The 26,179-nt window shown below is 42.1% G+C and carries 28 protein-coding genes; 15 read left to right on the forward strand and 13 right to left on the reverse strand.

Annotated elements, in window-relative coordinates; genetic code table 11:
• The first annotated feature begins 1 nt into the window (after position 1).
• From G5B43_RS00080 to G5B43_RS00100, 5 genes are read left to right on the forward strand one after another with little or no spacing between them, the layout of a single operon-like run.
• On the forward strand, positions 2-1,666 hold the full coding sequence (locus G5B43_RS00080; RefSeq protein ID WP_165292699.1) for a UxaA family hydrolase: 1,665 nt from the start codon (positions 2-4) through the stop codon (positions 1,664-1,666).
• Between the two features lie 29 nt (positions 1,667-1,695).
• Positions 1,696-2,460 carry an SDR family NAD(P)-dependent oxidoreductase gene (locus tag G5B43_RS00085; protein ID WP_165292700.1) on the forward strand — a complete coding sequence of 255 codons (765 nt, stop codon included), beginning with the start codon at positions 1,696-1,698 and terminating at the stop codon, positions 2,458-2,460.
• A 35-nt stretch (positions 2,461-2,495) separates the two neighbouring features.
• A complete protein-coding gene (locus G5B43_RS00090) occupies positions 2,496-3,350 on the forward strand; it encodes a fumarylacetoacetate hydrolase family protein (protein WP_165292701.1) in 855 nt (284 codons plus the stop codon).
• Positions 3,340-4,170 carry an amidohydrolase family protein gene (locus tag G5B43_RS00095; protein ID WP_165292702.1) on the forward strand — a complete coding sequence of 277 codons (831 nt, stop codon included), beginning with the start codon at positions 3,340-3,342 and terminating at the stop codon, positions 4,168-4,170. The genes G5B43_RS00090 and G5B43_RS00095 overlap by 11 nt, the downstream gene beginning before the upstream one ends.
• Before the next feature lie 10 nt (positions 4,171-4,180).
• On the forward strand, positions 4,181-4,972 hold the full coding sequence (locus G5B43_RS00100) for an SDR family oxidoreductase (RefSeq protein WP_165292703.1): 792 nt from the start codon (positions 4,181-4,183) through the stop codon (positions 4,970-4,972).
• On the opposite strand, the gene G5B43_RS00105 is transcribed toward G5B43_RS00100, so the two are convergent.
• A complete protein-coding gene (locus tag G5B43_RS00105; RefSeq protein ID WP_165292704.1) occupies positions 4,969-5,844 on the reverse strand; it encodes a cation diffusion facilitator family transporter in 876 nt (291 codons plus the stop codon). The genes G5B43_RS00100 and G5B43_RS00105 overlap by 4 nt on opposite strands.
• 102 nt (positions 5,845-5,946) lie before the next feature.
• Between G5B43_RS00105 and G5B43_RS00110 the strand changes: the two genes are divergently transcribed.
• Complete coding sequence (locus tag G5B43_RS00110; protein WP_165292705.1) at positions 5,947-7,431, forward strand: alanine/glycine:cation symporter family protein; 1,485 nt, start codon at positions 5,947-5,949, stop codon at positions 7,429-7,431.
• A gap of 412 nt (positions 7,432-7,843) precedes the next feature.
• Here the strand turns inward: G5B43_RS00110 and G5B43_RS00115 are convergent, their stop codons facing one another.
• The gene (locus tag G5B43_RS00115; protein WP_165292706.1) at positions 7,844-8,503 is read right to left on the reverse strand and encodes a YceH family protein; all 660 of its coding nucleotides are present in this window, start codon (positions 8,501-8,503) and stop codon (positions 7,844-7,846) included.
• Positions 8,504-8,587: 84 nt separating this feature from the next.
• Here G5B43_RS00115 and G5B43_RS00120 point away from each other — a divergent pair, with 84 nt between their 5' ends.
• Genes G5B43_RS00120 through G5B43_RS00130 form a run of 3 tightly spaced genes read left to right on the forward strand, consistent with a single transcriptional unit; the run spans position 8,588 to position 11,660 of the window.
• Positions 8,588-9,493, forward strand: coding sequence for a histone deacetylase (locus tag G5B43_RS00120; RefSeq protein ID WP_317167451.1), 906 nt, complete (start codon positions 8,588-8,590; stop codon positions 9,491-9,493).
• A gap of 42 nt (positions 9,494-9,535) precedes the next feature.
• The gene (locus tag G5B43_RS00125; RefSeq protein WP_165292707.1) at positions 9,536-10,591 is read left to right on the forward strand and encodes a nucleoid-associated protein; all 1,056 of its coding nucleotides are present in this window, start codon (positions 9,536-9,538) and stop codon (positions 10,589-10,591) included.
• On the forward strand, positions 10,575-11,660 hold the full coding sequence (locus tag G5B43_RS00130) for a DUF3810 domain-containing protein (RefSeq protein WP_165292708.1): 1,086 nt from the start codon (positions 10,575-10,577) through the stop codon (positions 11,658-11,660). The genes G5B43_RS00125 and G5B43_RS00130 overlap by 17 nt, the downstream gene beginning before the upstream one ends.
• Here G5B43_RS00130 and G5B43_RS00135 read toward each other — a convergent pair.
• Positions 11,657-12,817: an MFS transporter gene (locus G5B43_RS00135; protein WP_165292709.1), complete on the reverse strand. Its 1,161-nt coding sequence runs from the start codon at positions 12,815-12,817 to the stop codon at positions 11,657-11,659. The two genes, G5B43_RS00130 and G5B43_RS00135, sit on opposite strands and share 4 nt — an antisense overlap.
• A 312-nt stretch (positions 12,818-13,129) precedes the next feature.
• On the opposite strand from G5B43_RS00135, the gene G5B43_RS00140 reads away from it, so the two are divergent.
• Both G5B43_RS00140 and G5B43_RS00145 read left to right on the forward strand, forming a co-directional pair.
• Entirely contained in the window at positions 13,130-14,251 is a 1,122-nt protein-coding gene (locus tag G5B43_RS00140; protein WP_165292710.1) for a DUF2891 domain-containing protein, read from the forward strand.
• Between the two features lie 163 nt (positions 14,252-14,414).
• Complete coding sequence (locus G5B43_RS00145) at positions 14,415-14,852, forward strand: DUF1016 N-terminal domain-containing protein (protein WP_240904672.1); 438 nt, start codon at positions 14,415-14,417, stop codon at positions 14,850-14,852.
• Positions 14,853-15,086: 234 nt separating this feature from the next.
• On the opposite strand, the gene G5B43_RS19580 is transcribed toward G5B43_RS00145, so the two are convergent.
• Together G5B43_RS19580 and G5B43_RS00155 are read right to left on the reverse strand one after the other, a co-directional pair.
• Positions 15,087-15,485, reverse strand: coding sequence for a type II secretion system F family protein (locus G5B43_RS19580; protein ID WP_317167466.1), 399 nt, complete (start codon positions 15,483-15,485; stop codon positions 15,087-15,089).
• A 95-nt stretch (positions 15,486-15,580) separates the two neighbouring features.
• Positions 15,581-15,922: a hypothetical protein gene (locus tag G5B43_RS00155; RefSeq protein ID WP_165292711.1), complete on the reverse strand. Its 342-nt coding sequence runs from the start codon at positions 15,920-15,922 to the stop codon at positions 15,581-15,583.
• Between the two features lie 148 nt (positions 15,923-16,070).
• On the opposite strand from G5B43_RS00155, the gene G5B43_RS00160 reads away from it, so the two are divergent.
• The 3 genes from G5B43_RS00160 to G5B43_RS00170 all read left to right on the forward strand — a co-directional run bounded on the left by G5B43_RS00160 (position 16,071) and on the right by G5B43_RS00170 (position 19,318).
• Positions 16,071-16,229, forward strand: coding sequence for a hypothetical protein (locus tag G5B43_RS00160; RefSeq protein WP_165292712.1), 159 nt, complete (start codon positions 16,071-16,073; stop codon positions 16,227-16,229).
• A 3-nt stretch (positions 16,230-16,232) separates the two neighbouring features.
• Complete coding sequence (locus G5B43_RS00165) at positions 16,233-16,670, forward strand: TlpA family protein disulfide reductase (protein ID WP_165292713.1); 438 nt, start codon at positions 16,233-16,235, stop codon at positions 16,668-16,670.
• Positions 16,671-17,101: 431 nt separating this feature from the next.
• Positions 17,102-19,318: an NADP-dependent isocitrate dehydrogenase gene (locus G5B43_RS00170; protein ID WP_165292714.1), complete on the forward strand. Its 2,217-nt coding sequence runs from the start codon at positions 17,102-17,104 to the stop codon at positions 19,316-19,318.
• Positions 19,319-19,406: 88 nt separating this feature from the next.
• On the opposite strand, the gene G5B43_RS00175 is transcribed toward G5B43_RS00170, so the two are convergent.
• The 8 genes from G5B43_RS00175 to G5B43_RS00210 form a co-directional block, all read right to left on the reverse strand.
• A complete protein-coding gene (locus G5B43_RS00175; protein ID WP_165292715.1) occupies positions 19,407-20,006 on the reverse strand; it encodes an outer membrane beta-barrel protein in 600 nt (199 codons plus the stop codon).
• Positions 20,007-20,264: 258 nt separating this feature from the next.
• Positions 20,265-21,002 (reverse strand): metallophosphoesterase, encoded by a 738-nt coding sequence (locus G5B43_RS00180; RefSeq protein WP_165292716.1) that lies wholly within the window; start codon positions 21,000-21,002, stop codon positions 20,265-20,267.
• 4 nt (positions 21,003-21,006) lie between these two features.
• Positions 21,007-21,750, reverse strand: a complete 744-nt coding sequence (locus tag G5B43_RS00185) for a nucleotidyltransferase (protein WP_165292717.1) — start codon at positions 21,748-21,750, stop codon at positions 21,007-21,009.
• 139 nt (positions 21,751-21,889) lie between these two features.
• On the reverse strand, positions 21,890-23,038 hold the full coding sequence (gene dnaJ / locus G5B43_RS00190) for a molecular chaperone DnaJ (RefSeq protein WP_165292718.1): 1,149 nt from the start codon (positions 23,036-23,038) through the stop codon (positions 21,890-21,892).
• A gap of 4 nt (positions 23,039-23,042) precedes the next feature.
• A complete protein-coding gene (locus tag G5B43_RS00195) occupies positions 23,043-23,582 on the reverse strand; it encodes a nucleotide exchange factor GrpE (protein ID WP_165293398.1) in 540 nt (179 codons plus the stop codon).
• 143 nt (positions 23,583-23,725) lie between these two features.
• Positions 23,726-24,412, reverse strand: a complete 687-nt coding sequence (locus tag G5B43_RS00200; RefSeq protein ID WP_165292719.1) for a cell division ATP-binding protein FtsE — start codon at positions 24,410-24,412, stop codon at positions 23,726-23,728.
• Between the two features lie 6 nt (positions 24,413-24,418).
• Entirely contained in the window at positions 24,419-24,622 is a 204-nt protein-coding gene (locus G5B43_RS00205) for a fructose-6-phosphate aldolase (protein ID WP_165293399.1), read from the reverse strand.
• A gap of 13 nt (positions 24,623-24,635) precedes the next feature.
• The gene (locus G5B43_RS00210) at positions 24,636-25,649 is read right to left on the reverse strand and encodes an acyl-CoA reductase (protein WP_165292720.1); all 1,014 of its coding nucleotides are present in this window, start codon (positions 25,647-25,649) and stop codon (positions 24,636-24,638) included.
• Between the two features lie 133 nt (positions 25,650-25,782).
• Here G5B43_RS00210 and G5B43_RS00215 point away from each other — a divergent pair, with 133 nt between their 5' ends.
• On the forward strand, positions 25,783-26,133 hold the full coding sequence (locus tag G5B43_RS00215; protein WP_165292721.1) for a 4Fe-4S dicluster domain-containing protein: 351 nt from the start codon (positions 25,783-25,785) through the stop codon (positions 26,131-26,133).
• Positions 26,134-26,179 lie beyond the last annotated feature (46 nt).

A 26,179-nucleotide genomic window follows, 5' to 3' on the forward strand; every position in this document is an offset into this window, starting at 1 on the left:
GATGAATAGAGAGCGATTATCATATTTACAAATACACCCCAAAGATAATGTATTGGTAGCGTTGCGGGACTTGCCTCCGGGATTTGAGGTGGAATTCGACGGACGAAGCTTCATCTTACAGGAAGCTGTCCGCGCGAAACACAAATTCACGATTTACGCGCTGGAAAAGGATGCCGATGTACTGATGTACGGCGTTTTAGTGGGTAAAATGAATTATGCTGTTGCAGAAGGTGTGCGTATCAGTACTGATAATTTACGCCATGCCTCCGATAGTTTTAAGTTGGGGAACAGAAAATTAGATTGGGATAAGCCGGATGTGTCTGCTTTTGAAGGGCGTACTTTCAGTGGGTTCCACCGTAGCAATGGTACAGTAGGAACGGCTAATCACTGGCTAGTCATCCCGTTAGTGTTTTGTGAAAACAGAAATGTGCTCACATTGAAATCCGCGTTGGAAGAGAAATTGGGTTATCATGTAGAATCAAGAGATTATTCGGATGAAGTGGATGAATTGATCGTTCGTTATCAGGCAGGCGCTTCTGTAGATGAGTTGTTGGCCGTAGACCTTTCGTCAGCGAAAATCCGTAAAGAGAAAACCCGTTTGTTTCCAAATGTAGATGGCGTCAAGTTTTTAAATCATGATATGGGCTGCGGCGGTACACGGATGGATTCCGATGCGCTATGTGGATTGCTTGCGGGGTATATTACGCACCCAAATGTCGCTGGTGCTACTATTTTGAGCCTGGGTTGTCAGCACGCACAAGCCTCTATATTGCGGGACGAAATTAAGAAGCGGGATGCGAAATTTAATAAACCGTTGTACATTTTTGAGCAACAGCTAGAGGGTACAGAACAGGAATTAATGCAGAAGGCCATCAAAGCGACTTTTGCCGGACTCACGCAAGCGAACAAACAGACTCGTCAACCGGCAACATTAGATAAGTTATGTATCGGCTTGGAGTGCGGTGGATCCGATGGATTTTCGGGTATTTCTGCGAATCCCGCTTTAGGATATGTCTCGGATATATTGGTGACGCTGGGAGGCTCGGTTATTTTAGCAGAATTTCCAGAGCTTTGTGGCGTAGAACAGGAGTTGAGCGATCGATGCATCGATGAGGCGACGGCGGAGAAATTTATGCATTTGATGAAAACATACAATGCAAAAGCAGAGGCAGATGGTTCCGGTTTTTATATGAATCCTTCACCAGGAAATATCCGGGACGGATTGATTACCGACGCTATAAAATCTGCTGGTGCTGCAAAGAAAGGTGGGAATTCTCCTATCATGGCGGTAACGGATTATCCGGAAGTAATCAATGCAAAGGGATTGAACTTGTTGTGCACGCCGGGAAACGACGTAGAAAGTACAACGGCGGAAGTTGCGGCCGGAGCCAATATAGTGCTATTTACAACCGGATTGGGGACACCAACAGGGAATCCTATTACGCCCGTGATTAAATTATCCACCAATACAAAAACATTCGAAAAGATGCCCGATATTATCGATATTAACTGTGGAACTATCATCGATGGCGAGGAGACCATTCAGCAAGCTGCGCACCGGATATTGGAATATGTAATAACGGTGGCAAGTGGAGAAGAACAACCTAGAGCCGTACAGTTGGGGCAAGATGATTTCATCCCATGGCGGAGAGGCGTATCATTGTAAATTAATACGTAAATTAACACTTAAATAACATGTCAAAGCTAAATAATAAAGTAGCAATTATTACGGGAGGCGGTAGTGGTATAGGAAAAGCAATAGCAGAGCTTTTTGCCCAAGAAGGAGCTTATGTACACGTAATAGATTTAAATGCCGAGGTGGCCCAACCTGTTGTCGACGGTATTATATCAATGGGTGGGCAAGCGAAATTACATGCGTGTAACGTTGTTGAACAAGCCGATATTCTGCGCGTGGTCGAAAGCATTGGCCGGGTGGATATCCTTGTCAATAATGCAGGCATCGCGCATGTAGGGAACTTGGAAAAATGTTTGCAGGAAGATTTTGAACGCGTATTTAATGTAAATGTAAAAGGAGCATATAACGCCCTTTATGCTGTAGTGCCTGTTATGAAGGCTAATGGTGGTGGCGCCATTTTGAACTTAGCCTCCATTGCATCTGTTGTAGGGATTAGTGACAGATTTGCGTACTCTATGAGTAAAGGTGCTGTCTACGCTATGAGCATGTCCGTAGCGCGAGATTATATAGCGGATAACATCCGTTCGAATTCGATTTCTCCAGCAAGGGTACATACCCCTTTTGTGGACGGTTTTATTGCTAAGAATTATCCTGGGCAAGAGGAGGAAATGTTTGAGAAGCTCTCCAAATCCCAACCTATAGGCAGAATGGCGAAACCGGAAGAAATTGCTAAATTAGCATTATTTCTGTGTTCCGATGATGCGGGCTTTATAACAGGAAATGATTATCCTATCGACGGTGGGTTTATTAAATTGAACAATTAATTGATAATATTTAAATATTTAATACAGAGAGAATAATGAAACTAATACGATTCGGGGAATTTGGAAAAGAAAAAATTGGTGTGCAAATCGATGGCGTAAATTATGACGTTTCTGCTTTTGGTGGAGATTATAATGAGCAGTTTTTCGCGGAAAACGGCTTAACCAGACTAGAAGAGTTTGTAAAGGCAAACGAAGGTACGTTGACAGAAGTCCCTACGGATACGCGCTTAGGAGCTCCTTTTGCCCGCCCTTCTAAGATCGTTTGTATAGGTTTGAATTACAAGGACCATGCAGAGGAAACTGGAGCAGCGATACCGAGCGAACCAATTATCTTTATGAAATCGACAACTTCATTGGTAGGACCTAACGATCAAATAATGATTCCCAGAAACTCGACAAAAACCGATTGGGAAGTAGAATTTGGTATTGTGATAGGGAAAAAGGCTTCTTATGTAGAAGAGGCAGCGGCATTGGATTATGTAGCAGGCTATGTGTTGCATAATGATGTGTCGGAACGCGAATACCAGTTGGAACGTGGAGGAACATGGGATAAAGGAAAAGGCTGCGATACATTTGCACCGATGGGTCCCTATATGACTACGGTCGACGAAATCCCGGATATCAACAACGTGCGTCTTTGGCTAAAGGTCAACGGTAAAACATATCAAGACGGTAACACGGCCGATTTGATTTTTTCTGTGCAACATGTCGTATCTTATGTTTCACAATTTATGACCTTGTTACCGGGCGATGTGATTTCCACTGGAACACCGGCGGGTGTGGGGCTAGGTTTTAATCCACCGATTTACCTCAAAGCCGGAGATGTGGTTGAATTGGGAGCAGATTATTTAGGCGAATCCCGCCAGGAGGTTGTCACTTATGCGTATTGATTCACATCAGCACTTTTGGATATTCAATGCGGATCGGGACGCTTGGATAACCGATGATATGGAAGCCATTCGGAAGAATTTTTTGCCGATTGATTTGGCTACAGTACTCAAATCGAACGGGATAGATGGTACAATTGCTGTACAGGCATCGCAATCACACGAAGAAACGCAGTTCTTGGTAGACTTGTCGACTATGTATGCGATGATTAAGGGAGTTGTCGGATGGGTGGATCTACAATCAGAAGACGTAGAGAAACATTTAGAGAGCTTTAGTCAGCATGACATTATCAAGGGATTTAGGCATGTAATTGAGGCAGAAGAAGATCCCGATTTTTTAATCCGCCCGGCGTTCTTACGCGGAATTAAAGCGTTGACGGCTCGTCAATATACGTATGATTTATTAATCCGTCCGAGACATTACGACAGTACCTTAACCTGTGTGGAACAAAACCCGGAACAACCTTTTGTATTGGACCACATGGCAAAGCCGGCTATACGAACAAGGGAATTTGACGAATGGGCAGCATTTATAGAAAAATTGGCGGCATATCCGAATGTATCTTGTAAGGTTTCCGGATTGGTCACCGAAGCGGATTGGAAACATTGGGCAGTGAAAGATTTTAAGCCTTATATTCAGCATGTTATCTCTAGCTTTGGAAAGCATCGCATCATGTTCGGAACGGACTGGCCGGTTTGTCTTGTTGCTGCTACATATGAGCAGGTAATGAAGATTGTTGAAACGGCGATAGAAGGTTTTTCCGAAGAAGAACGGGAGGCTTTCTGGGGAGGAAATGCTGCCCGGTTTTATGGAATAAAGTAAAGCATAGCGAATGGATTTAAATTTAAAAGATAAAGTAATCATCGTAACCGGCGGTGCAAAAGGTATCGGTAGGGCCGTCGTCCTCGCACTGGCAAAAGAGGGAGCGCTACCTGTTATTGTGGGGCGAAAGCAAGCCGATAACGATCTCGTTAAAGCAGAAGTCGAGGCTTTAGGGGGTAAAGCTCTTTCGGTGGAAGCTGAACTTTCCAAATCGGAAGATTGTAAGAAAGCAGTAGAAGAGACATTGCGTGCTTGCGGACGTATTGACGGCTTGGTCAATAACGCCGGCCATAATGATGGCGTCGGACTCCTGTCTGGTGACTACGAACGATTTGTCGAATCATTGCATAAAAACTTGGTTCACTATTATTTAATGGTTCATTACAGTGTCGACGCTTTACGTGTTTCTAAAGGCAGTATTGTAAATATTAGTTCAAAAACAGCAGAGACCGGACAGGGAAATACGTCAGGTTATGCAGCTTCAAATGGAGGGCGGAACGCTCTTACGCGCGAATGGGCAGTAGAGCTGTTGCCGTACGGTATTCGGGTGAACGCTATTGTTGTAGCTGAATGTGCGACACCACAGTATGATTCCTGGATACAAACATTGGATAATCCGGAAGAAACCTTGAAGAAAATTACGGATCGTATACCATTGGAGCATCGTATGACTACACCGGAAGAAATAGCTAATACGACCGTGTTTTTACTGTCTAATAAATCAAGCCATACGACCGGACAGCTTATTCACGTAGATGGTGGATATGTGCATTTGGATAGAGCGCTGATTAAGGAAGATTAATCTCGCTCGAACGGCTCAATATGTACAAAGACATTCCCGATGTTGTCTAAGTTTTCGATGAGATAGTCTTTGAGGTCATGGGCGATAGCGTGCCCTTCGCGTACAGACAGTTCGGGATTCACAACGGCATGCAAATCTACCTGGAAGAGCATGCCTATTTTTCGGATATAACATTTTTCTATCAACTCGACTCCTGCTACTTGCAGGGAGTGTTGACGTACCTCTTCCTCCAATTCTTCGTAGCGGTTTTCGTCCATAATTTCCGCCAACGCCGGACGAAATATGCCGTAGCAATTATAGATAATTAGTCCAGAAGCCAACAGTGCTGCCCAATCATCCGCACTTTCATATCCTTCACCAAAAATTAGGGCGATCGATATACCGATAAAAGCCGCGACAGAGGTAATTGCATCACTACGGTGATGCCAGGCGTCGGCTTTGAGAGAGGTACTGTTGAGCTTTTTGCTTCTCCGCATAATTACCCGGAAAGAAATTTCTTTCCAGAGGATGATCGCGCCCAAAACATACAATGTCCAGGATTTAGGCGCCTCATGTGGTGTTTGAATGTTATATATACTTTCTTTGGCAATAATGAAAGCCGAAACAATAAGGAAGATAACGACGATAAAAGTAATCAAAGGCTCTATACGCCCGTGTCCATAAGGGTGCGTGTGGTCGGCAGGGCGCTTGGAATATTTTAACCCCAATAATACCAAAAAGGAGGAAAAAATATCCGCTGTAGATTCAATGGCATCGGCAATCAAAGCATGGGAATGTCCGAAGTAACCCGCTAACCACTTCACCAATGCCAATAAGAAGTTGGTGAGTATGCTAAAGTAAGTCGTTCTGATCGCCTTATCCGAGTTTGACATTATTTCGTGCTATTTTCTTCAAAGATATGGTATTTTGCAAAAAAAATCCGTTCTTTAAGGCATAGAAATACCCTTACATAACCACATGATTCAAAAAAATATATGGAAAGTATTGTAAAAGCTGTATCTAATCTTGTTTGGAGCGATTTTTTTATATACCTATGTTTATTCACAGGATTATATTTCTCCATCCGAACCCGATTTTTACAAGTAGGTTATATCAAGGAGATGCTGCGGTTATTATTTATAAAACGTGACTCTGATAAAGGTATTTCTTCTTTTCAAGCCTTTGCTCTGGCTATTTCAGGACGGGTTGGGACGGGTAATATTGTTGGGGTGGCTACTGCAATCTTTATGGGTGGGCCGGGCGCCGTATTCTGGATGTGGGCAATTGCTTTTTTAGGATCCGCTTCCGCTTTTGTGGAAGCTACCTTAGGACAGGTTTACAAACAGGAGCAGGATGGCCAATATCGAGGAGGCCCCGCTTACTACATCGAGAAGGGGCTTGGCGTAAAATGGTATGCTGTCCTTTTTGCGATTGTGGCTATTATCAGTACCGGATTTCTATTACCGGGTGTACAGAGCAATGCAGTTAACGGGACAGTAACAAATGCTTTTGGTATAGAATTAACAACCTTATCCTTTCTAGGTATTGACTTTCCTGTGAATTGGATAGGCGTAGCTATTGTTTTGTTATTAGGCATTATTATTATAGGCGGGGTTAAACGTTTAGGAAAAGCGGCCGAGTACATTGTGCCCTTTATGGCAGGTGCTTATATTTTGATGGCTGTGGTGATTATAGCTTTAAATTTTTCACAGATTCCCGCGGTATTCGAACTGATTGTCTCTTCTGCTTTTAGCATGGATGCGACCTTTGGTGGGATTATAGGGATGGCTATTGCCTGGGGTGTAAAACGCGGAATATATTCCAATGAAGCTGGGCAGGGAACAGCACCGCACGCCGCCGCGGCAGCGGAAGTAAAACACCCCGCTCAACAAGGGTTGGTACAGGCGTTTTCGGTGTATGTAGATACGTTGTTTGTTTGTACCGCGACCGCTTTTATGATTTTATTTACGGGAATGTTCAATACAGGCGAGACGTTTGATGCCGCCGGGAGAGCATTGACGTTCGTGACGGAACATGTGCCGGGCCTAGAGGCAGACGGCTTTACTCAAGCCGCTGTAGCGCATCATTTTCCCACAATAGGAAACCAATTTGTGGCAATAGCTTTGTTCTTTTTTGCATTTACCACGATTATGGCCTATTACTACTATGCGGAAACCAATATCGCTTATATCTTTAAAAAAGGGAATACAAAGGTGGTGATCTGGATCTTGCGAATAGGTTTTCTTGCGGCAACCTATTTTGGAACAGTCAGAACGGCTGGCTTAGCCTGGAACTTGGGTGATATCGGTGTAGGGTTGATGGCGTGGGTAAACTTAATCGCTATCTTGTTGCTTAGCAAACCTGCATTGAAAGTGTGGCGGGATTACAAAACGAAACGTAAAGCAGGAATCAAAGACCCGGATTTCAATCCCAAAGAACTGGGGATTAAAAATGCAGACTTTTGGGAAAAAGAAAGGTAGCGTATTCTTTTTTACCCTATTCCGGTACAAGTGGTCGCAAATATCATGACCAACATGACAAGGGCGACAATGGTGATTGTAGTATATGGTGTTCTTCTCATGACTTCATCCTTTGTTTTTCTATAGAAATTAACAAAAGACATGCCTTGATTTAATAGGAAATAGAATAAATATTATTCTGTAGATGATCGTCGACTCGCCTTTTTATTCCAATCCGGCACAAGTAGTCGCAAATATCAATACCAACGCTATTAAGGCTAATATGACGAATGTAGTTGCAGGTGTTCTTTTCATTTTTTTTTCTTACGCTAGTTTGTGTGCTTAAGGATAGCAAAAGCTATGCCTTAAACATACGAAACGGTACAAATCGTTAAAAAGTAACAGGTGGGTTAAGATTTTATATTTTATTCAGCTAAGACAACTGCTCCATTAAGTAGTCAAACTCTTTCTTTAGTGCGGCCAATTGCTCTTCCAGTGTGCTTACACGCGCCTCTAATTCCTGTATGCGATTCGATGAATTGCTGTCCGAAGCACTGCTGAGGTTGTCGTAATCTTCTTCGTTCACCTCGCCGAGCAGATGTACATAACGTACTTCTTTTTGGCCGGGACGCTTTGCCAGTTGTTTTACAAAAGAAGGCTCCTGGTCTTGCAAGCGGTTCAATACGTCCTGTACTTCATCTATACTCTCGAAATTAAATAGTCTACCGGCATTTGAATTGATCTCTCCTGGCGTCAAAGGTCCACGGAGGATGAGCAGACATAATGCCGCTAACTCTTGCGGAATCAACGGATATTGTATGGCAAGGTTATGTTTGTATTTTGTCACACGGCTACCGCCACCGACCGCCGTAGATACAAGTCCTCGTTTCCGTAACGTATCCAATGCCTCGATAATGGTATTTTCGTCATACGAAACGACAGGCTTTCGGGAGGTTTTCTGGTTGCAAGCGGTCTGTAATCCGTTTAAGGTCATAGGGTAATATTCCGGTGTTGTTTTGGATTTTTCCAAAAGCGAACCTAGAACGCGCAACTCTTCTGCACTTAAAATAGGTAAATTGTTCGTTTCTTCCATTTTTTCTGATGAATTGATTCGGTCTGTAGCCCTCGAAGATAAAAAATATCCTTTAACTTCGCGAGGAATAAAACAAGAAACATCGTGTTACGCATAGCATACCATCCGGCTTACATACATCCCTTACGAACGGGACACCGTTTTCCTATGGTAAAATATGAGCTTATCCCGGCGCAGTTGCTTTACGAAGGAGCCGTGTCTGCAAGTAGCTTTTTCGAACCAAAACTTGTCGATATATCCGCGATCGTATTGGCTCACGATGAGCATTATGTCAGCCAGCTGATGGATTTATCATTGGATGCTAAAATGGTGCGTAGGATTGGGTTTCCGTTGTCACAATCTTTAGTAGACCGCGAACGGTATATTTTGGACGGAACGATCCAAGCCAGTTTATACGCTTTGGAGCATGGCGTGGCTTTTAACGTCGCTGGAGGAACGCATCATGCCGGCCGCGATTTTGGAGAAGGTTTCTGTTTGTTAAACGATCAGGCGGTGGCAGCCGCTTATCTGCTGGATCAGAAATTGGTAGCCAAGATATTGATCATCGATCTCGATGTGCATCAAGGCAACGGAACGGCTCATATTTTTGAGGGACATCCGAATGTATTTACCTTTTCTATGCATGGCGATAAAAATTTTCCTTTTATCAAGGAATGTTCGGATTTGGATATACCCCTGCCGGATGGCATGAACGATGAAGCCTATTTGTCCTTACTACAGGACAGCCTCGATAAAATATTTACAGTTTTTGCTCCTGATTTTGTGTTTTATCAAGCAGGAGTCGATATTTTAGCAACTGATAAACTGGGAAAGCTTAAATTGACGGCCGATGGATGCCAGCGTCGGGACGAATTGGTATTGCATAGATGTCGACAAAACGGACTTCCTGTGCAAATCAGTATGGGGGGAGGTTATTCCGAACATATAAAAGATATCGTGAATGCACATGTGAGTACCTATAAAACAGCCATTGATATTTTTGGCTTTTGATTAAGAATAACGAGTCACTAGTAACGAATAAAAACTAAATAAATGTTCTTTCACCAAGACGCAACTTTTGAACAACTCGCCATACATCGTGTAGGGAACAAGGCGCAGGACGAGTTTTATGTACTATCCGACACGCCCGTTGATATCTCGCAGGACGAGGTGCTGCCGGATCTGTTGATGCAGTATTTTATGAAACCTTTTAGCAAGGCAAACGAGGTATATCGCTTTTATCATCCGAATGATGATTTGCAACTCAATGAGATCTATTATTTTGCAAAGCAATATTTTGATGGGAAGATGGCTTTCCATGATATGTCCCAGCAACTAGCGAAACATCTATATGAAGTTTCCGAACATCCGAAAATAAAAGCGGGAGAGGTATATGTCGTTGCACTTAAGAATGTGCAACTGGAAGGAGAAGAACATGACGCTATAGGCATCTTTAAATCCGAAAACAAGGAAGCTTATTTAAAAGTGTATCCAAACGCGGGCGGTTTTGACCTGGATTATGAACAGGAAGCCATCAATATCAATAAATTGGATAAAGGTGTAGTCATCGTGAAGACAGAAGAAGAGGAGGGCTATAAGGTGTTGGTCGTCGACCAAACAAACCAATCTGAAGCCGTATACTGGAAAGATGATTTTTTGAAGATCAAGGCGCGTAATGATAGTTTCCAACAGACGGGGAATTTACTGAAGGTCTATAAGAATTTCGTGAATGATAAATTAGATGAAGCATTTGAACTGGAAAATGCAGACAAAATTGATCTCTTAAATCGTTCGATGAACTATTTTAAAACGAAGGAAACATTCGATCAGGGGGAATTTGAAGAAGAAGTGATCGGCAACCCGCAGGCAGCCTCGCTCTTCAAGGAATATCAAGAAAACTTCGCCGAAGAGTTCGATACGCCATTCCAACCAAACTTTGAAATCGCATCCCCAGCGGTAAAGAAAATGGCGGCTTCTTACAAGTCTGTCCTTAAATTGGATAAAAACTTTCATATTTACGTGCATGGCAAACGAGACTATATTGAATCTGGTTTCGATGAGGAACGTGGTCTAAATTATTACAAACTATATTTTGAAACCGAAAGTTAATTTAAAAAGCGGAAGTAAACGCTATTTCATTGCGATAGCCGTGTGTCTTGTCGTGATGTTCGTTTTATCCTGGATAAAACAGTCGCCGGCATTTATCGAGCAATATTATAGTCGTCAGTTTTATCCCCTTTTTTCTCATTTACCGAAGTTATTATTCGGTTGGTTACCGTTTAGTATCGGAGATGTTTTCTATGGATTCTTATCGGGCAGCTTTCTATGGATAGCGATATCGTCTGCGATGGCACTAGTCAAACGTAAATGGGAAGCGGCACGGAAGCGATTGATGCAGTTTGTCCTGGTTCTGCTCGCTACGTATATTTACTTCTATGTGAGCTGGGGTCTCCATTATTATAGGGTACCTTTACAACAACAACTCGAACTACAGATCGATACCATCGTTCAAGAAGATTATATCGAAATACTAGATCGCTATATAGTAGAAATCAACCAGCTTCGGAAACAGCTGGATACCTCCATGATGGATAAGACGCATGCGCGACAAGAATTGCAACAGTTAATGGACGAAAGCGGTGATAGGTTGCCGATGCTATCCCGTACGCAGGTTAAAGCGAAACAGCCTTTATCAAGTAGGTTAGTTTCCTACTTTACAGTAACCGGATATTTTAACCCCTTTACGCAGGAAGTGCAGGTAAATGGTATCATGCCCAAAACCTCTTATCCGTTTACGGTGGTACATGAATTGGCGCATCAAATGGGGATAGGGTTTGAAGACGAATGCAATTTTATCGCTTTCCTGATGCTCCAAGACCATTCCAATGTGTGGTATCGTTATGCTGCTTATTATGAGACTGTGCAGTATTTACTTCGGCCGCTGTATTTTGAGGATAAAATGCTTTATGAATCGTATGTTGCCAAACTATCGGCGGATGTCCGCCGTGATTACGCAGAAGAACGTCTCTTTTGGCAACAATATGACGGTACATTTAATCGCTTGACGAACTTATTTTATGGAGGCTATTTGCGCCATAACAACCAACCCGAAGGTATGGCGCGTTATTCGCTGATGAGCCGTTTGGTTATTGCCTGGGAGAAGCAGCGCTCCTCCTAGAGATTCATTTTCGCTCTGACCACTTTTTTCCAGAAAATATACGCGAGTATAGCTCCCATACTAGCCATACTTACACCCACCAGCGACGGATAGTTATACGCATATCCGAGTGTAATAGGGATAGCGCCGAGATAAGCCCCAAGCGTGTTCCCGATATTAAAGCTTGCCTGTCCGGCCGCCGCGGCGAATGTTTCCGCACCTTTGGCGTTGTTGATCAGCATCATCTGTAGCGGCGAACCGATAGAAAAGGATATCATCCCCGTAATGAATGCCATGGGATAGGCCAAATAGGTGACGTGTGCAATGAAAAACACAACCAATAAACACGTTGCCATCGCTATAAAACCGATAATAACCGCTTTCGAGGGTGTTATGCTGTCGGCAAGTTTACCACCGATAATATTCCCGAAAAACATACCCAATCCGACTAATATCATGATGACTGGCACGCGGTTTTCAGGAAGATTGGAGACGTCCGTCACTAGCGGGGCAATATAGGATATCCATGCAAAGAGACCACCCGTTCCGATAGCAATAACAGCCACCATTAACCAAGCATCCCAACGGGCGAAATAACTGATTTGCTTCCATACATTGTTTGTCTTGCTAGCTTCCATTCTCGGCATCCAAAAATAAATGGCTAGAAAAGTAATAAGGCCCAATAAACTGATGACGCCGTAGGTGATCCGCCAGGAATAATGATGACCGATATAAGTTCCCAGCGGTACACCTGCTAAGTTTGCAATGGTCATTCCGGTAAACATGATAGAGATCGCCTGTGCCTCTTTGCCGGGTTTAGCCAGTCGCGCAGCTACCACCGAACCAACACCAAAAAAAGCACCGTGCGGAAAGCCGGATATAAAGCGTGAAGTTAGTAGCAAAACCTTGTTAGGTGCGATGGCGAAAATACCATTGAATACGAAAAAGAGGAGCATCAGAAAAAGCAATATATTTCGCGGCGAATATTTTCCGCTGAATGCAACCAGGGTAGGTGCACCTACCACAACGCCCAATGCATAAAGTGCAATTAAGTTACTGGCTTCGGGAATGTCAATTTTCAAATCTTTGGCGATGTCTGGCAGGATGCCCATCATGGTAAACTCTGTCATCCCGATAGCTAATCCGCCAAATGCTAACGCGATAAGTGCTTTGTTCATTTGCATGTGTTGAATAGAGGGAGCAAAGGTAAATATTCTTCTTCTTTTTTTTCCTCAAAAAAAGAAGCAAAAAAAATCGTCGCTTCGAATGTTTTACATTTGGGGTAGTACTAAGGATGAGTTTGTACAGTTGTAAAACATTCGTAGGCGACATTGACGTGTTAAGGAGGGGCTGTGCAATCTCTGGATACGATAATTAGTGTTAAGGTGGGGATGGTGCATGGTGTGGATTGATACTGAGCGTTCTTATTTAAGGCTTTTTATTTCTAATTTTACGTATAATAATATAGTTGTTGACTAAAATAAAGAGTTATGCAGTACAGATATTTGGTTTTACAGTTCATTGGTATGGGCGTTTTTGCTTTTTTTCTTTCTTGTGAATCTGGGGATAAGCGAAAAGAGGAAAACGCGGAAGATATTGTTAAAGTAGCACAATTAACCCTAAACGAGGAAACTGCAAAACGAATTTTTGAATTGCCTACGCACTGTTTAACGATCGAATATCCAAATAAACTAGGTCAGGTATTGGGAAGCGATGCGGACCTAAAATCTCCTAAGGCGTTGCGTCCTATCTTTTACGGGTGCTTTGATTGGCATTCGTCTGTCCACGGGTATTGGTCTATTGTCCGGTTACTAAAGCAGTATCCGGAACTTGATTCGGACGGAAAGATTCGCCAATTGTTGAAAAGCCATATTACAAAAGAAAACTTGGCGGTGGAACTCGCTTTCTTCCAGGACGAGAATAACCTGAGCTTTGAGCGTACTTATGGTTGGGCATGGTTGTTTAAACTGCAGCAGGAACTAATATCGTGGCGGAATGCAGATGCGCAGGAATGGGCAAAGACGCTGCAGCCGCTGGTCGATCTGTTGTCGGAACGCACACAGCAATATTTATGTAAATTGGTATATCCTATCCGTACCGGACAGCATGATAATACGGCTTTTAGCCTTACGCTGATGTATGAGTACGCGGAAGCAACGGGTGATATGGCGTTGCTCAACGCGATAAAAACCAATAGTATACGTTTTTTTGAACAAGATAAAAATTGTAACCTCGCTTACGAACCCAGTGGTTATGATTTTCTTTCGCCTTGCTTGGAGGAGGCTTATCTTATGAGCAAGGTGATGCCGAAAGATGAATACCAAAACTGGCTTGTGAATTTTATGCCGGTGTTATTTGAGGCGGAAATCGAAACCCTTGAACCCGCTATTGTAAGCGATCGTACAGATGGTAAACTGGTCCATTTGGATGGTTTGAATTTTAGCCGGGCAAACTGTTTGTATGGTATAGCCCGTGTATTACCGGAATTACAGCATACCCTGGTGCCGCTCGCCAATACACATATTGAATTCTCTTTAAAGAATATTTCGGATGATGATTATATGGGAAGCCATTGGCTGGGTTCGTTTGCGTTGTTGGCGTTGTCTAATTAGAGAGATTAAAAACCACTAACTCATTGTCTTGTTTAAAACAGCGCATTTCATTCATATTATCTAATTAGATTCCAATAGACATTTATGCTAAAAATATTAGTTTTATTGGGTTCGGTTTTATAACTTTGAATTGAAAAAGATTCGAAAAATAAAACCGATTAACATGATTATAAATCAATCTATTATTAAGGATATCAAGAGTATCATTGTCCAGTCAAAAGATAAGGCAATCCGTGCCGTTGACCATCAACGTACGTTGATGTATTGGCATATTGGTAAACGTATTTTCGAAGAAGAGCAGGAAGGCAAAAATCGGGCAGACTATGGGAAGTACCTTACAGAATACATTGCAGATGAATTAGAACCGGAGTATGGTAGTGGCTTTTCTAAGCGTCAAATCGAACTTTCTCGTCAGTTTTATCGTACGTTTCCAATTGCGAATACACTGTATTCGCAATTAAGTTGGAGTCAATATAAACTCCTGCTCAGATTAGAAATCGATCAACAACGAGATTTTTATATTGCAGAAACTATCAAGAACAACTGGACGGTCCGGCAATTGGAGCGACAGATCTACAGTAACCTCTACGAGCGTCTTTAAGTAAGTAATGACAGAGAAAGTGTCCTGTCGGTAGCTAAAAACGAGAAGCTTCCATCTGATGCTAAAGAGATTATTAAAGACCCGAAGTATTTGGAGTTTTTAGGGTTAAATTTACCCACTGAAGAGCAGCTGTTGGTTGAGGTAAATAAAGAATTGAAAAGTTTTGAGGAAAAATAATAGTCATATGGCCAATTTTAGACTAATAGGAAACCGCAAAATATTTGTGGACATTACTCAAAAACTATTACTCATCTGGAACATCGGCAGATACATCGCTATCAAGATCAGACCTACCACCAACCCTAAGAAAATGATGATAAGTGGTTCCAGAACCGTGGAAATCGTTGAGGTTTTGTATTCCACCTCTTCGGTGAGCTGGTTGGCAATCTTTTCGAAGAAAAACTCGAGGCGATTTACCTCTTCGCCTACGCGGATTAGCTGGATGATCTTTGGTGGATAGAAATCGAAGCTCGAGAGGCTCTCGTGGAGTGATTGCCCCGTACAATGGCTTGTTCGGTTTGCTGCATGGATTGCTGGATAGGGTAGAAGTCCGTCATCTGTTCCACCAACTGTATATACTGTTGAATTGCAACAGAGGAGAAGGAGAAATAGTGATTGTTCCTCTGGGTATATCGTAGTTGTTTACGACCAAGCAGAGGGACACCCTCCCGATTATAAGGAGGGGAAGCGAGTTCCCGAAAAAAAAAACCACCTAGATTACCAAAATCTTAACCAATCAAGTAAAAGAGGGGGGCGCTGCCTTGCCTTCGGCAATCGTTCGAGAAGTTGTCGACGTTTCTTCGAAATATCCTCGGGATTTGTTCGACACTGGTTCGGGTGCTGTTCGGGAAGTGTTCGACTGCTATTCGGGTGGCAGCCGAAGAACAACCGAAGCTCACCCGAAGCAATACCGAAGTTGTCCCGAACCAGTCCCGAAGCGGACTCGAAGCGCTCCCGAAGGACACCCGAACAGCACCCGAAGAAACAGGCGGCGTTTTTGCCGTTTTTTTGACGTGCTTAAAACGGGGATCAAGTATAGATGCAGTAAGGATGTAGTACCTTTTACGCAACGTTTGCGTAAAATGGCTGATGTACCGTTAGTGTACGGAGAGTGTACCGAAAAGGTACTAGAAAGGTACTGGAGAGCTACTAAACACATGTACCTCTGGCGTAGATCAGCGGTACTGTAAAAGTAGGAGAGTGGTAGGGGTAGAGGCAATGAAGAACAAATCAATGTCTTTTGTGTTGGCATTGATTTGTTTCATGTTGTTTAATCTATCAGGAGCCTGGGCGCAGTCCACGGAAACGCGGACTGCCGAAGGGCAAACCGAAACCGGTCCTGCGATCATGGGACAAAAACTGCCTGAAAAGTTCTGAACCATGGAGCACCTCTTTTATGCCAACTGGGATACTGTAAAAGGGACGCTCGAACAATATAGAGATAAGCTACTGGTACTCGATTTCTGGGCTACGTGGTGCGGACCATGTCTGGTCGGCATAAACAACCTGAACAATTGGAGTAAGGATTTTCCAGAGATCACTTTTTTATTAGTCAGTGCAAAAAGACAAATATACCGAGAAATTTCATTTGTTGAGTTTAGCGAACTAGACTGCGTTACATTGTTTCATGAGGAAAAAACAGCAAGACGCTTTGCTGTTATTACAAATGGATTAGCAAGCTTTAAGTTTTCATGGCAAAGTGATACAATAGATCCAATTGTGAAAGGTTATGCTAATAGTTTTTACTGTTTAGGTATTGATCAGATGTTTTCAATTATTAATTTAGTGAAGAAGCTTTCAGGTCAGTTGTTAAACTAGATTATTTTTTATATGATATTAGATTTATTAAGGGAGGGATTTGGGGCAGCTTTTTTCAAGAAATCATTTCAGAATCTCCATTGGTGACGGTCGAGTGTATGGAGGGAGAGATTGTGTATATTGAAGCACCTTAATATAGAATGAAGTGTGGCACGTTCCTCCTATCCGATTATTGCGCATATGTTTTTCTGGCTTGTAATCCCTGATGAGCGCATCGAGCACAAGGAACACCTGTTTTTTGTTATCTTCAGATAGCTGAATTTGAAAAATAGACATCCGGAGTTGTAGGAGGAGCTTCTATCAAAGAAGCAGAAACACACTTCCATTTTTGCGTTCAAATGCTTACCTTTAGGCGAATTTTTAGGATAAACGTAAACACAATGGCGTTGATCCTTATTCATCGAACATTAAGAATATTTCAATAGAAAATTATGTCATCCAAAATCATTTACACGAAGACAGATGAAGCGCCTTTATTGGCGACCTATTCGTTTTTACCCATTGTTCAAGCTTTTGCAAAAACAGCTGATATCGAAGTCGAATTAAGAGATATTTCGCTGGCTGGACGTATACTAGCTAATTTTTCTGAGTACTTGGCACCAGAACAAAAAGTAGCTGATGCATTGGCAGAATTAGGACAGTTAGCGACCACACCGGAAGCGAATATTATCAAATTGCCGAATATTTCGGCTTCTATTCCACAGTTAAAAGGGGCAATAACAGAGCTTCAAAAGGCGGGTTACAACGTGCCTAATTATCCGGATACACCGGCGAATGCAGAAGAAGAACAAATTAAAGCAACGTATGCGAAAGTTTTGGGTTCAGCAGTGAATCCTGTATTGCGTGAAGGAAATTCAGACCGTAGAGCACCGAAAGCGGTAAAGAATTATGCGAAAGCAAATCCACATAGCATGGGTGCCTGGTCGGCAGATAGTAAAACAAAAGTAGCTTCGATGTCTGATGGCGATTTTTATGCTACAGAAAAATCAGTTACGATAGACAATGATACCCAATTCAAAATTGAGTTTGTAGGTGAAGATGGGAATGTAAAGGAATTAAAAGGATTGGCTAATTTAAAAGCTGGTGAAGTTATTGACTCATCGGTGATGAATTTAGCTAAACTGAAAGCTTTCGTAGCGCAAGCGATTCAAGAAGCCAAGGCAGCAGGTGTATTGCTTTCAGCTCACTTGAAGGCAACGATGATGAAAGTATCGGATCCTATCATATTTGGTGCGATCGTAGAGGTATACTTCAAAGAGGTGTTTGCCAAGTACGGTGATTTGTTTGCTAACTTGGGTATCAATAAAAACAACGGTTTAGGTGAGGTGTATGCTAAAATTGCTGGGCATCCACAAGAAGCGGAGGTAAAAGCAGCTATTGAAGCAGCAATAGCAGATGGACCTGATTTGGCTATGGTAAACTCGGATAAAGGGATTACCAATTTGCACGTTCCTTCGGATGTGATTGTCGATGCTTCCATGCCGGCGATGATTCGTACATCCGGACAGATGTGGAATAAAGAAGGAAAGCAGCAAGATACCATTGCCATTATTCCAGATCGTTCCTATGCTGGTGTTTATAAGGCTGTAATTGACGATTGTAAAGCAAATGGTGCTTATGATCCGAAAACAATGGGATCTGTTCCGAATGTGGGATTGATGGCACAAAAAGCAGAAGAATATGGTTCGCATGATAAGACTTTCCAAGCTGCTTCCAAAGGAACCATTCGTGTAATCGATGCATCCGGCAATGTATTCATGGAACAACTGGTAGAAGAGGGCGATATCTTCCGGATGTGCCAAACGAAAGATGCTCCTATTCAGGACTGGGTGAAATTGGCTGTAAACCGTGCTCGTCTATCAGATACGCCTGCAGTATTTTGGCTAGATGAAAACCGTGCGCACGACCGTGAAATCATTAAAAAAGTAAATAAATACCTAGCTGATTTTGATACAGCAGGTTTGGATATCCGTATATTATCGCCAATCGAAGCCGCTAAATTCTCTGTAGAGCGTATTCGTAAAGGGTTAGACACGATTTCCGTAACCGGGAATGTGCTGCGTGACTATTTAACGGATTTGTTCCCGATCTTAGAGTTGGGTACTTCGGCAAAAATGTTGTCTATTGTTCCGTTGATGAATGGTGGTGGTTTGTTTGAGACAGGAGCAGGGGGATCCGCACCTAAACACGTAGAACAGTTCGTAACAGAAGGTTATCTACGGTGGGATTCATTGGGTGAGTTTTTGGCATTGGGCGCTTCTTTTGAGCACTTATCGCAAACACAGCAGAATGCGAAAGCGCAGGTTTTGGCAGATGCATTGGATGTGGCGACAGAAAAATTCCTTGCCAACGATAAATCGCCAGCACGTAAAGTAGGACAAATTGATAATAGGGGCTCGCATTTCTATTTGGCTTTGTATTGGGCAGAAGCTTTGGCTACACAAACAGAAGATGCAGAATTAGCGTCTAAGTTTGGTGATCTAGCGAAAGCACTAGCAGAAAACGAAGGTAAAATCAATGAAGAATTGATCGGTGCGCAAGGCCAACCGCAAGACATCGGTGGATATTATTTCCCTAGTGATGAATTGGCGTCTGAAGCTATGCGACCCTCGCCGACGTTTAACACGGCGATAGAATCATTTGCATAATATGCTATATTAAATATGATAATAAAAAAGCCGGTTCTCATATAGACCGGCTTTTTCAATGGTGTTATTGTGGTATTAATGATTTGTATTAGAAATAAAACTGTACACCTACTGTTGGAGCCAATGAATTAGCATTTAAACCAAACGTATTAACAGTGGTTTTAGGCAAATCACTTACAGGATCGCTCGTACGAGAATTGTAATACAATCCTCTCACTTTAAATTCCAATCCGATTTTTGATGTAGGGAAATACGCGATACCGGGTGCCAATTCTACACCGTAGTTAGTAATATCGGCAGTTTTTTCATCATTGACTTTTTGATTTCCCCATGACATTGGAACCGAAAGCTGTCCGAAGAATCTCACTGGGCCATTAGCTGAATACCATCTACCGAAAGGAGCAACAGCAAAAGAACTGCTTGCTTGTTCTTTTATACTCGATTCTGCATTATATTCGGCTTTGTTCCATTGATAACCTAAACCGACTCCTACAGCAATGTTGTCGGATACGAAATAACCTGCAGATGGCATAATGTTAAACGAATTAAACTTCGAATCGGTGTCTTTCACAGATTCTGTATCGAATCCCAATCCGCCACCGACAATAAATTTACCTTTTTCTGTTTGTGCCTGTGAGGCAAATGTTAACGCTGCTACAGCCGCCAATGTTAAGTAAAACTTTTTCATGTTACTTTAATTTAATTTATTTTAATTATTTGACTTTTTGTCAATTAAGTTCAGTTTATTCAATACTTGTGCCAATGCCAGAATTAAATGTCACTGGATTGTTTGTTTATGCAAATGATTGAAAATCTGATTATTTATTTTACTTTTTGAGAAAAATAACATACCTAGGACCACAGAAAATAATCCATGTAGGCAATTTGGCAGGAAAAGAGATAAATTGGCAGCGTAAGAATGGCAGATATTTCTGCCATTGTACAGTTACACTTCGACTATTAAATAGGGAGCGTTCGCATGTTCTTTTCTTAACACGGGAAGGGCGACATTGTATACGGGTATCTTGGTTGTGGTGGAACCGCGGAGCTTGCCCGCATGTGCATGTCCGTGAAAAGCTGCAGAAACTTGACGTCGGATAAGAGGCTCTACAAGATGGGACGAACCTAAAAATGGAAATAACTGTTCGGGCTCGCCTGCAATTGTCTCTTTAATAGGAGCATAATGTAAAAGTGCCACTTTTGGCAACTCCGGACACTCTTGTTCCAGCCGTGTAAGAGCACGATCTAATTGCAATGATTCGTTGACCACCTCATGTACATATTGTTTCATCATATCTTCCCCAAATATGGAAAGCATATATTGGTCAAATCCTCCACCAAATCCTTTTACACCCGCAAAACCTACGTTCTCGACAACAGTCGATTCGCCATCTAAAATAATCATATTGTGTTCCGAGAGAATTTGTTTGATAATTTTTTGCCTTCCCTTTTCATAATCGTGGTTTCCTAAAACGCCGATTACGGGAACGCTTAAGATATCTAATTGTTCACCGAGAATCTTTGCTTCATCCTCATCGCCTGTATCCGTTAGATCACCGCAAATAACCAAGACATCTGCTTCTTCAGACACTTGTTCGAAGGTTGATCGCAAACTGCCATGATCAGTGATTTTGGTGTGAATATCGGCCATGGCGGCAATCTTTGTTTTTTTTTTTTTTGTCATGTTATCAGATTGTTGTTATTGTAGATGATTTGTAACCCCATTCTTTAATATCCACTTCGTATTGGGTCTGATCGATGAGAGGACCCCGGCACACCTTTTCTAATGGAGGCGGAAGGTCGTATTGTTCAGCTGCGCGAGCCATCAGCTCGTCGAAAAGCCACTTAGGGATAATGTCGCGATAATCGGCGGGATACACAAACTGGAAGGTCAGCAGCTGTGCCAATAATAAGTGCCAGTGAGGGTTTAGACGTTGTAACAGTAGTTCCCAGTCCACGTTTTTACCATATTTTAAAAGGATATGGTTGATATCGGCACTGTCGTTCCGCTCTCGGTTCTGCACGTATATTTTGCACCAAATAAGCTCCTCCACGGGTATAAATTGTACAGGTACACCAGCAAATGTTCCTGTCGAGGCTCTTGCGTGCCAGGAATCATCTACTGTACAAATATTGCTAACGGTATCAAAAATGATATCGATGAAATATTCACCATGAAAAACTTTTGCTAGCCAACGGACATCGGTTAATTGGGTTTCGTAACCTTGAGCAGCGAAATATTTTAATATTTTAGGATATTCACTGCTCTTGCAAAAGATGTCCAAGTCTTTCGTATCACGGAATATACCCGTATAATGAAACATGGCAAAAGCGCCTCCTAGCATAAATTCGCAATTGCTGTCAAGTAATAGCCGGAGTGCATCCCGATGGAATGCCTCTGATTCTTGCTTTTGCTTCTCGGTAGTTATCATATATAATACTTTATATTTTGAACAACCAACACGCATTTTTGTTCCAATTCCTAACCGACCTTATTTCGCTTCGTGTTATATATAAAAAGAAAAACCTCGGTATTTCTCCGAGGTTCTATCAAATAGAATGAAAATTTATTTATTCAAAATATTCTTTGATGCGTTCAAAGAACGACTTCTCACTTTTGCCCGGTTGAGGTTTAAAGTTTGCTGAACCTTTCAGTTTTTCCAGAACGGAACGCTCTTCCGGAGAGACGGCTTTAGGTGTCCATACGTTAACGTATACCAATTGGTCTCCTTTGTGATAAGAGTTTACCTCCGGTACACCTTTTCCTTTTAAGCGCAGAATTTTCCCACCTTGCGTTCCGGGATCTATCTTTATTTTTGCTTTTCCGTCAATAGTAGGAATTTCGACGCTTGTACCTAGCGCTGCATCTGCAAAGTTTATATACAGGTCATAGATGACATTAATGCCGTCACGTTTTAATGTTTCGTGCGGTATCTCTTCGATGAGGATGATCAAGTCTCCCGGAATGCCTCCTCTTGGTGCGGCATTTCCTTTTCCGCTCATCGATAACTGCATACCTTCACTCACGCCTGCAGGGATGTTGATAGCAATTGTTTCTTCGCCTCTTTCTAACCCTTCGCCTCTACAAGTCGTACATTTGGAGGTGATTTCAACACCTTCACCATTACAGGTAGGACAGGTACTCGTTGTCTGCATTTGTCCCAATATCGTGTTGGTTACCCGCCTAACGGATCCTACACCGCCACAAGTCTTACAAGTGTGGTAAGATGATTTATCCTTTGCCCCGGTGCCGCCACAAGTATGACACTGTACCTGCTTATTTACTTTAACTTTCTTCTCTACACCTTTGGCTATCTCTTCTAAAGTCAATTTCACTTTAATACGAAGATTGGTGCCACGCTGCACGCGTCTGCCACCTCCGCTACGTCCACCACCACCGAAGAAGCTTTCGAAAGGATGGCCGCCGCCAAAAATATCACCAAACTGGCTGAATATATCTTCCATATTCATACCGCCGCCGCCAAAGCCGGAAGCCGAATTCCCCGCATGACCAAACTGATCATACCGCTGGCGTTTCTCTGGATTGCTTAATACCTCATACGCTTCAGCTGCTTCCTTAAATTTCTCTTCGGCCTCTTTGTCGTCTGGATTTTTATCGGGGTGGTATTTTATCGCTAGTTTGCGGTATGCAGACTTGATTTCGGATGCATCCGCAGACTTTGAAACACCTAATATATCGTAATAATCTCTCTTAGCCATCTTCTTATTGACCTATTACTACCTTTGCGAAACGAATTACTTTATCATTGAGAAAGTAACCTTTTTCCACTACATCTATAACTTTATTTTTTAATTCTTCTGACGGAGCAGGGATTGCGGTAATGGCTTCTTGATATTCAGCATCAAAAGGCTGACCGATAAGATTCTCCATTTCTTTTAATCCCTCATTCGCCAATATTTTTCTAAATTTTTGATTGACCAGATCAACACCTTGTTTTACCGATTCTATATCCTGTGCCGTTTCCATGGCAACCAGAGCACGGTCAAAATCGTCTAGGATAGGTAAAAGTTTAGCTAAAACGTCTTTGCTGGCAGACTGTATAAGCTCTACGCGTTCTTTGGACGTTCTTTTTTTATAATTGTCGAATTCAGCAAATAGACGCGTGTACTTGTCGTTCGCATTTGCCAATTCTTGTTGTAAACGTTCTTCAGTTGTTTCTTCGGATTGGCCTGTACTTTCCTCCGGAGTTGGATCAACAGACGCTAAATTCTCGTCTTGAATATTGTTTTCCTGTTCGTTCATCATATCTATATTATAGCCTACATTAATATCCTTTGTTGGCACTCAATAATATTGCCAACACAAATAAAACCGACACCCTGTCAGTCTATCAGAAAATAAACTATCAAAATGTCGGCTTTGTGATGTTCTGTCAGTGTCGCGATTTATATCTCTACATTGTCGTATAACGCAGTATCCGCCGTTTTGATAATACGGGCGGGCATATTCTTAATAATCTGGTAGTCGTGGGTCGCCATCAATACAGCAGTACCTGAGGCGGCGATATCTCTTAATAAAAGTACGATTTCTTCCGATGTAGCGGGGTCGAGATTTCCTGTCGGCTCATCGGCGAGGATAATTTCTGGATTGTTTAACAACGCTCGGGCAATAACGACACGTTGTTGCTCACCACCGGATAATTCGTGAGGCATTTTACGTAGTTTAGATCGTAATCCCACTTTTTCCAAAACATCCAACATACGGTTTTCTATCAATCCCCTTTCTGTCCATCCCGTAGCTTTCAAGGCAAATTCGAGATTCTTCTCTACCGTTCTGTCATTTAATAAATGGAAATCCTGAAAGACAATGCCTAATTTTCGACGAAGATAAGGAACGTCGTTTTCATGCAGCTTTTTCAGGTCGAAACCTGCTACCATTCCCTCACCACTGGCGATGTAGAGGTCGCCATATATTATTTTCAACAAACTACTTTTTCCGGTCCCCGATTGACCAATCAAATAGATGAACTCGCCTTGGTTGATATCGAGATTAACATGGGAAAGTACCAAATGCTTTTGTTGGTATATATCTACGTTTTTTAATTTGATAACTGTGTTGCTCGCTGTTGTCATACTGTTTTATACATCAATTTTTTTTATTTGGCCGAAAGGCATTTCCGCTACAACCTGCATGATATAATCGGTTTTGTCACCCAGCCCTATTTTTTCTAGGGATTTGTCTGGTCTATCTACTCGAAAATATGCTAACAAGGTAAAAGCTTCGTCCCGCAGTTGGACATAATCGGGAATTTTGGCTACACCTTTAACTTTAATAACATACATCATAACAAAGTTATCATTTTTTTTCAGAAAGAAATGCCATGACATCCACTCCGTCAGCATAATCCGTTAACGAAGGACATTGACTGCCTCCTAAAGGGAACGTTGGAATACTTGTTTCTATTGTGGCTTCGCTGACGATACATTGTATTTTATCGGCCTGTGCTTCTAATTGGGCAACAACTTGGTGAATATGATCATACTCTTCATAAAACACGGTAGCTAATGGAGATGCGAAGCTTGTATCTTCTTTGAGTAACATAAAACCATTGTCAAGATGCTTGTCGCCATTAATTAAATAGATGGACTTATTATAGTCGTAATTGTTAGCATATTTATTATGATCTCTAATAGCACTAAAGTCTTCGAGCGCTTCAAAAAATGAACGGAAGTTGTAATGACGAGGGACATATAGTTTGGAAATCGATCGACATCCGAGTCCAAAATAATCGAACATGTCAAATCCTAAAGCCTTCAGCTGTTCTGGAGATTCCGCGCCAGTAAGAATAGCTAGGGAGTTTCGATTCTTGCGGATAATGTGGGGTTTCCTTCCGAAGTAATAATCGAAATAGCGGGAACTGTTATCGCTCCCGGTAGCGATAATCAGATCATACTGTTGCAATCGATCTACAATCTGTATTTTTTCAGCAAATGCGGGTTCTATTTGGATAAGCTCATGAAGCACAAAGGATGTTAACCCTGCATCATCAGAAGAGAGTTTAATCTGCGCACGAAAGCCTGCGATAAGCACACATAATATATCATGAAATCCAACTAACGGTATGTTTCCGGCTAATATAAGACCGACAATCTGATTGGTTTCTGTATCTGCGTAGGGGGCTACCCATTGTGTAAGCCTTTCGGATGTCAGATTGGAAGACAATGCCTGGAGTTGCTTTCTCGTATTTTTAACGGTATACCACGGATTTTTTATGGATGCTTGCTGCAAAACCCGGTCTGTTTTTTCTTGATCCGAGGCAAGTAACTTGCCCAGTGCTACAAAGGCATCAATTCGTTGTTTCTGTGTCAAATCTTTTTAATTTAGAATTGTTCTGATTTTTTTTTGAAGTATCTTTGCCTGTCTTAAGAATAACTACTAACTTTGTAGTATTATTTTAGGACGAGACAAAATTAGTTTATTTATTATAATTGTGAGGTGATAAATGGCAATTAAAATTACAGATGAGTGTATAAATTGCGGCGCATGCGAACCAGAATGCCCGAACAACGCTATATATGATGCAGGTGTAACTTGGAAATTTTCGGATGGAACGGCTCTGGATGGTGTGATTGATTTTGGAGATGGCGTAACGTTGGATGCCAATGAATCCCAAGAAGCTATTTCAAATGAAGTATATTACATCGTTTCAGACAAATGTACGGAATGTAAAGGTTTCCATGACGAACCGCAATGTGCAGCAGTATGTCCAGTGGATTGCTGTGTGGAAGATGAGGAAGTTGTAGAGACTGAAGAAGAACTCTTAGCAAAGAAAGCGTGGCTTCACGCTGAATAAGTAAAGATGTTGCTTTTCGCTTAAATTATAAAAAGCATTACCTTGT

This window comes from Sphingobacterium sp. SGR-19, assembly GCF_011043555.1.
In the GTDB taxonomy this organism is placed as follows: domain Bacteria; phylum Bacteroidota; class Bacteroidia; order Sphingobacteriales; family Sphingobacteriaceae; genus Sphingobacterium.

Coding starts and splice junctions, on each gene's coding strand:
- G5B43_RS00185 (WP_165292717.1), bottom strand. CDS start 21,750: ATGATAACTACCGAGAAGCAAAAGCAAGAATCAGAGGCATTCCATCGG.
- dnaJ (WP_165292718.1), bottom strand. CDS start 23,038: ATGGCTAAGAGAGATTATTACGATATATTAGGTGTTTCAAAGTCTGCG.
- G5B43_RS00085 (WP_165292700.1), top strand. CDS start 1,696: ATGTCAAAGCTAAATAATAAAGTAGCAATTATTACGGGAGGCGGTAGT.
- G5B43_RS00080 (WP_165292699.1), top strand. CDS start 2: ATGAATAGAGAGCGATTATCATATTTACAAATACACCCCAAAGATAAT.
- G5B43_RS00125 (WP_165292707.1), top strand. CDS start 9,536: ATGTTCTTTCACCAAGACGCAACTTTTGAACAACTCGCCATACATCGT.
- G5B43_RS00145 (WP_240904672.1), top strand. CDS start 14,415: ATGATTATAAATCAATCTATTATTAAGGATATCAAGAGTATCATTGTC.
- G5B43_RS00105 (WP_165292704.1), bottom strand. CDS start 5,844: ATGTCAAACTCGGATAAGGCGATCAGAACGACTTACTTTAGCATACTC.
- G5B43_RS00195 (WP_165293398.1), bottom strand. CDS start 23,582: ATGAACGAACAGGAAAACAATATTCAAGACGAGAATTTAGCGTCTGTT.
- G5B43_RS00135 (WP_165292709.1), bottom strand. CDS start 12,817: ATGAACAAAGCACTTATCGCGTTAGCATTTGGCGGATTAGCTATCGGG.
- G5B43_RS00140 (WP_165292710.1), top strand. CDS start 13,130: ATGCAGTACAGATATTTGGTTTTACAGTTCATTGGTATGGGCGTTTTT.
- G5B43_RS00200 (WP_165292719.1), bottom strand. CDS start 24,412: ATGACAACAGCGAGCAACACAGTTATCAAATTAAAAAACGTAGATATA.
- G5B43_RS00110 (WP_165292705.1), top strand. CDS start 5,947: ATGGAAAGTATTGTAAAAGCTGTATCTAATCTTGTTTGGAGCGATTTT.
- G5B43_RS00175 (WP_165292715.1), bottom strand. CDS start 20,006: ATGAAAAAGTTTTACTTAACATTGGCGGCTGTAGCAGCGTTAACATTT.
- G5B43_RS00165 (WP_165292713.1), top strand. CDS start 16,233: ATGGAGCACCTCTTTTATGCCAACTGGGATACTGTAAAAGGGACGCTC.
- G5B43_RS00100 (WP_165292703.1), top strand. CDS start 4,181: ATGGATTTAAATTTAAAAGATAAAGTAATCATCGTAACCGGCGGTGCA.
- G5B43_RS00090 (WP_165292701.1), top strand. CDS start 2,496: ATGAAACTAATACGATTCGGGGAATTTGGAAAAGAAAAAATTGGTGTG.
- G5B43_RS00205 (WP_165293399.1), bottom strand. CDS start 24,622: ATGTATGTTATTAAAGTTAAAGGTGTAGCCAAAATTCCCGATTATGTC.
- G5B43_RS00215 (WP_165292721.1), top strand. CDS start 25,783: ATGGCAATTAAAATTACAGATGAGTGTATAAATTGCGGCGCATGCGAA.
- G5B43_RS00180 (WP_165292716.1), bottom strand. CDS start 21,002: ATGACAAAAAAAAAAAAAACAAAGATTGCCGCCATGGCCGATATTCAC.
- G5B43_RS00160 (WP_165292712.1), top strand. CDS start 16,071: ATGAAGAACAAATCAATGTCTTTTGTGTTGGCATTGATTTGTTTCATG.
- G5B43_RS00170 (WP_165292714.1), top strand. CDS start 17,102: ATGTCATCCAAAATCATTTACACGAAGACAGATGAAGCGCCTTTATTG.
- G5B43_RS00115 (WP_165292706.1), bottom strand. CDS start 8,503: ATGGAAGAAACGAACAATTTACCTATTTTAAGTGCAGAAGAGTTGCGC.
- G5B43_RS00095 (WP_165292702.1), top strand. CDS start 3,340: ATGCGTATTGATTCACATCAGCACTTTTGGATATTCAATGCGGATCGG.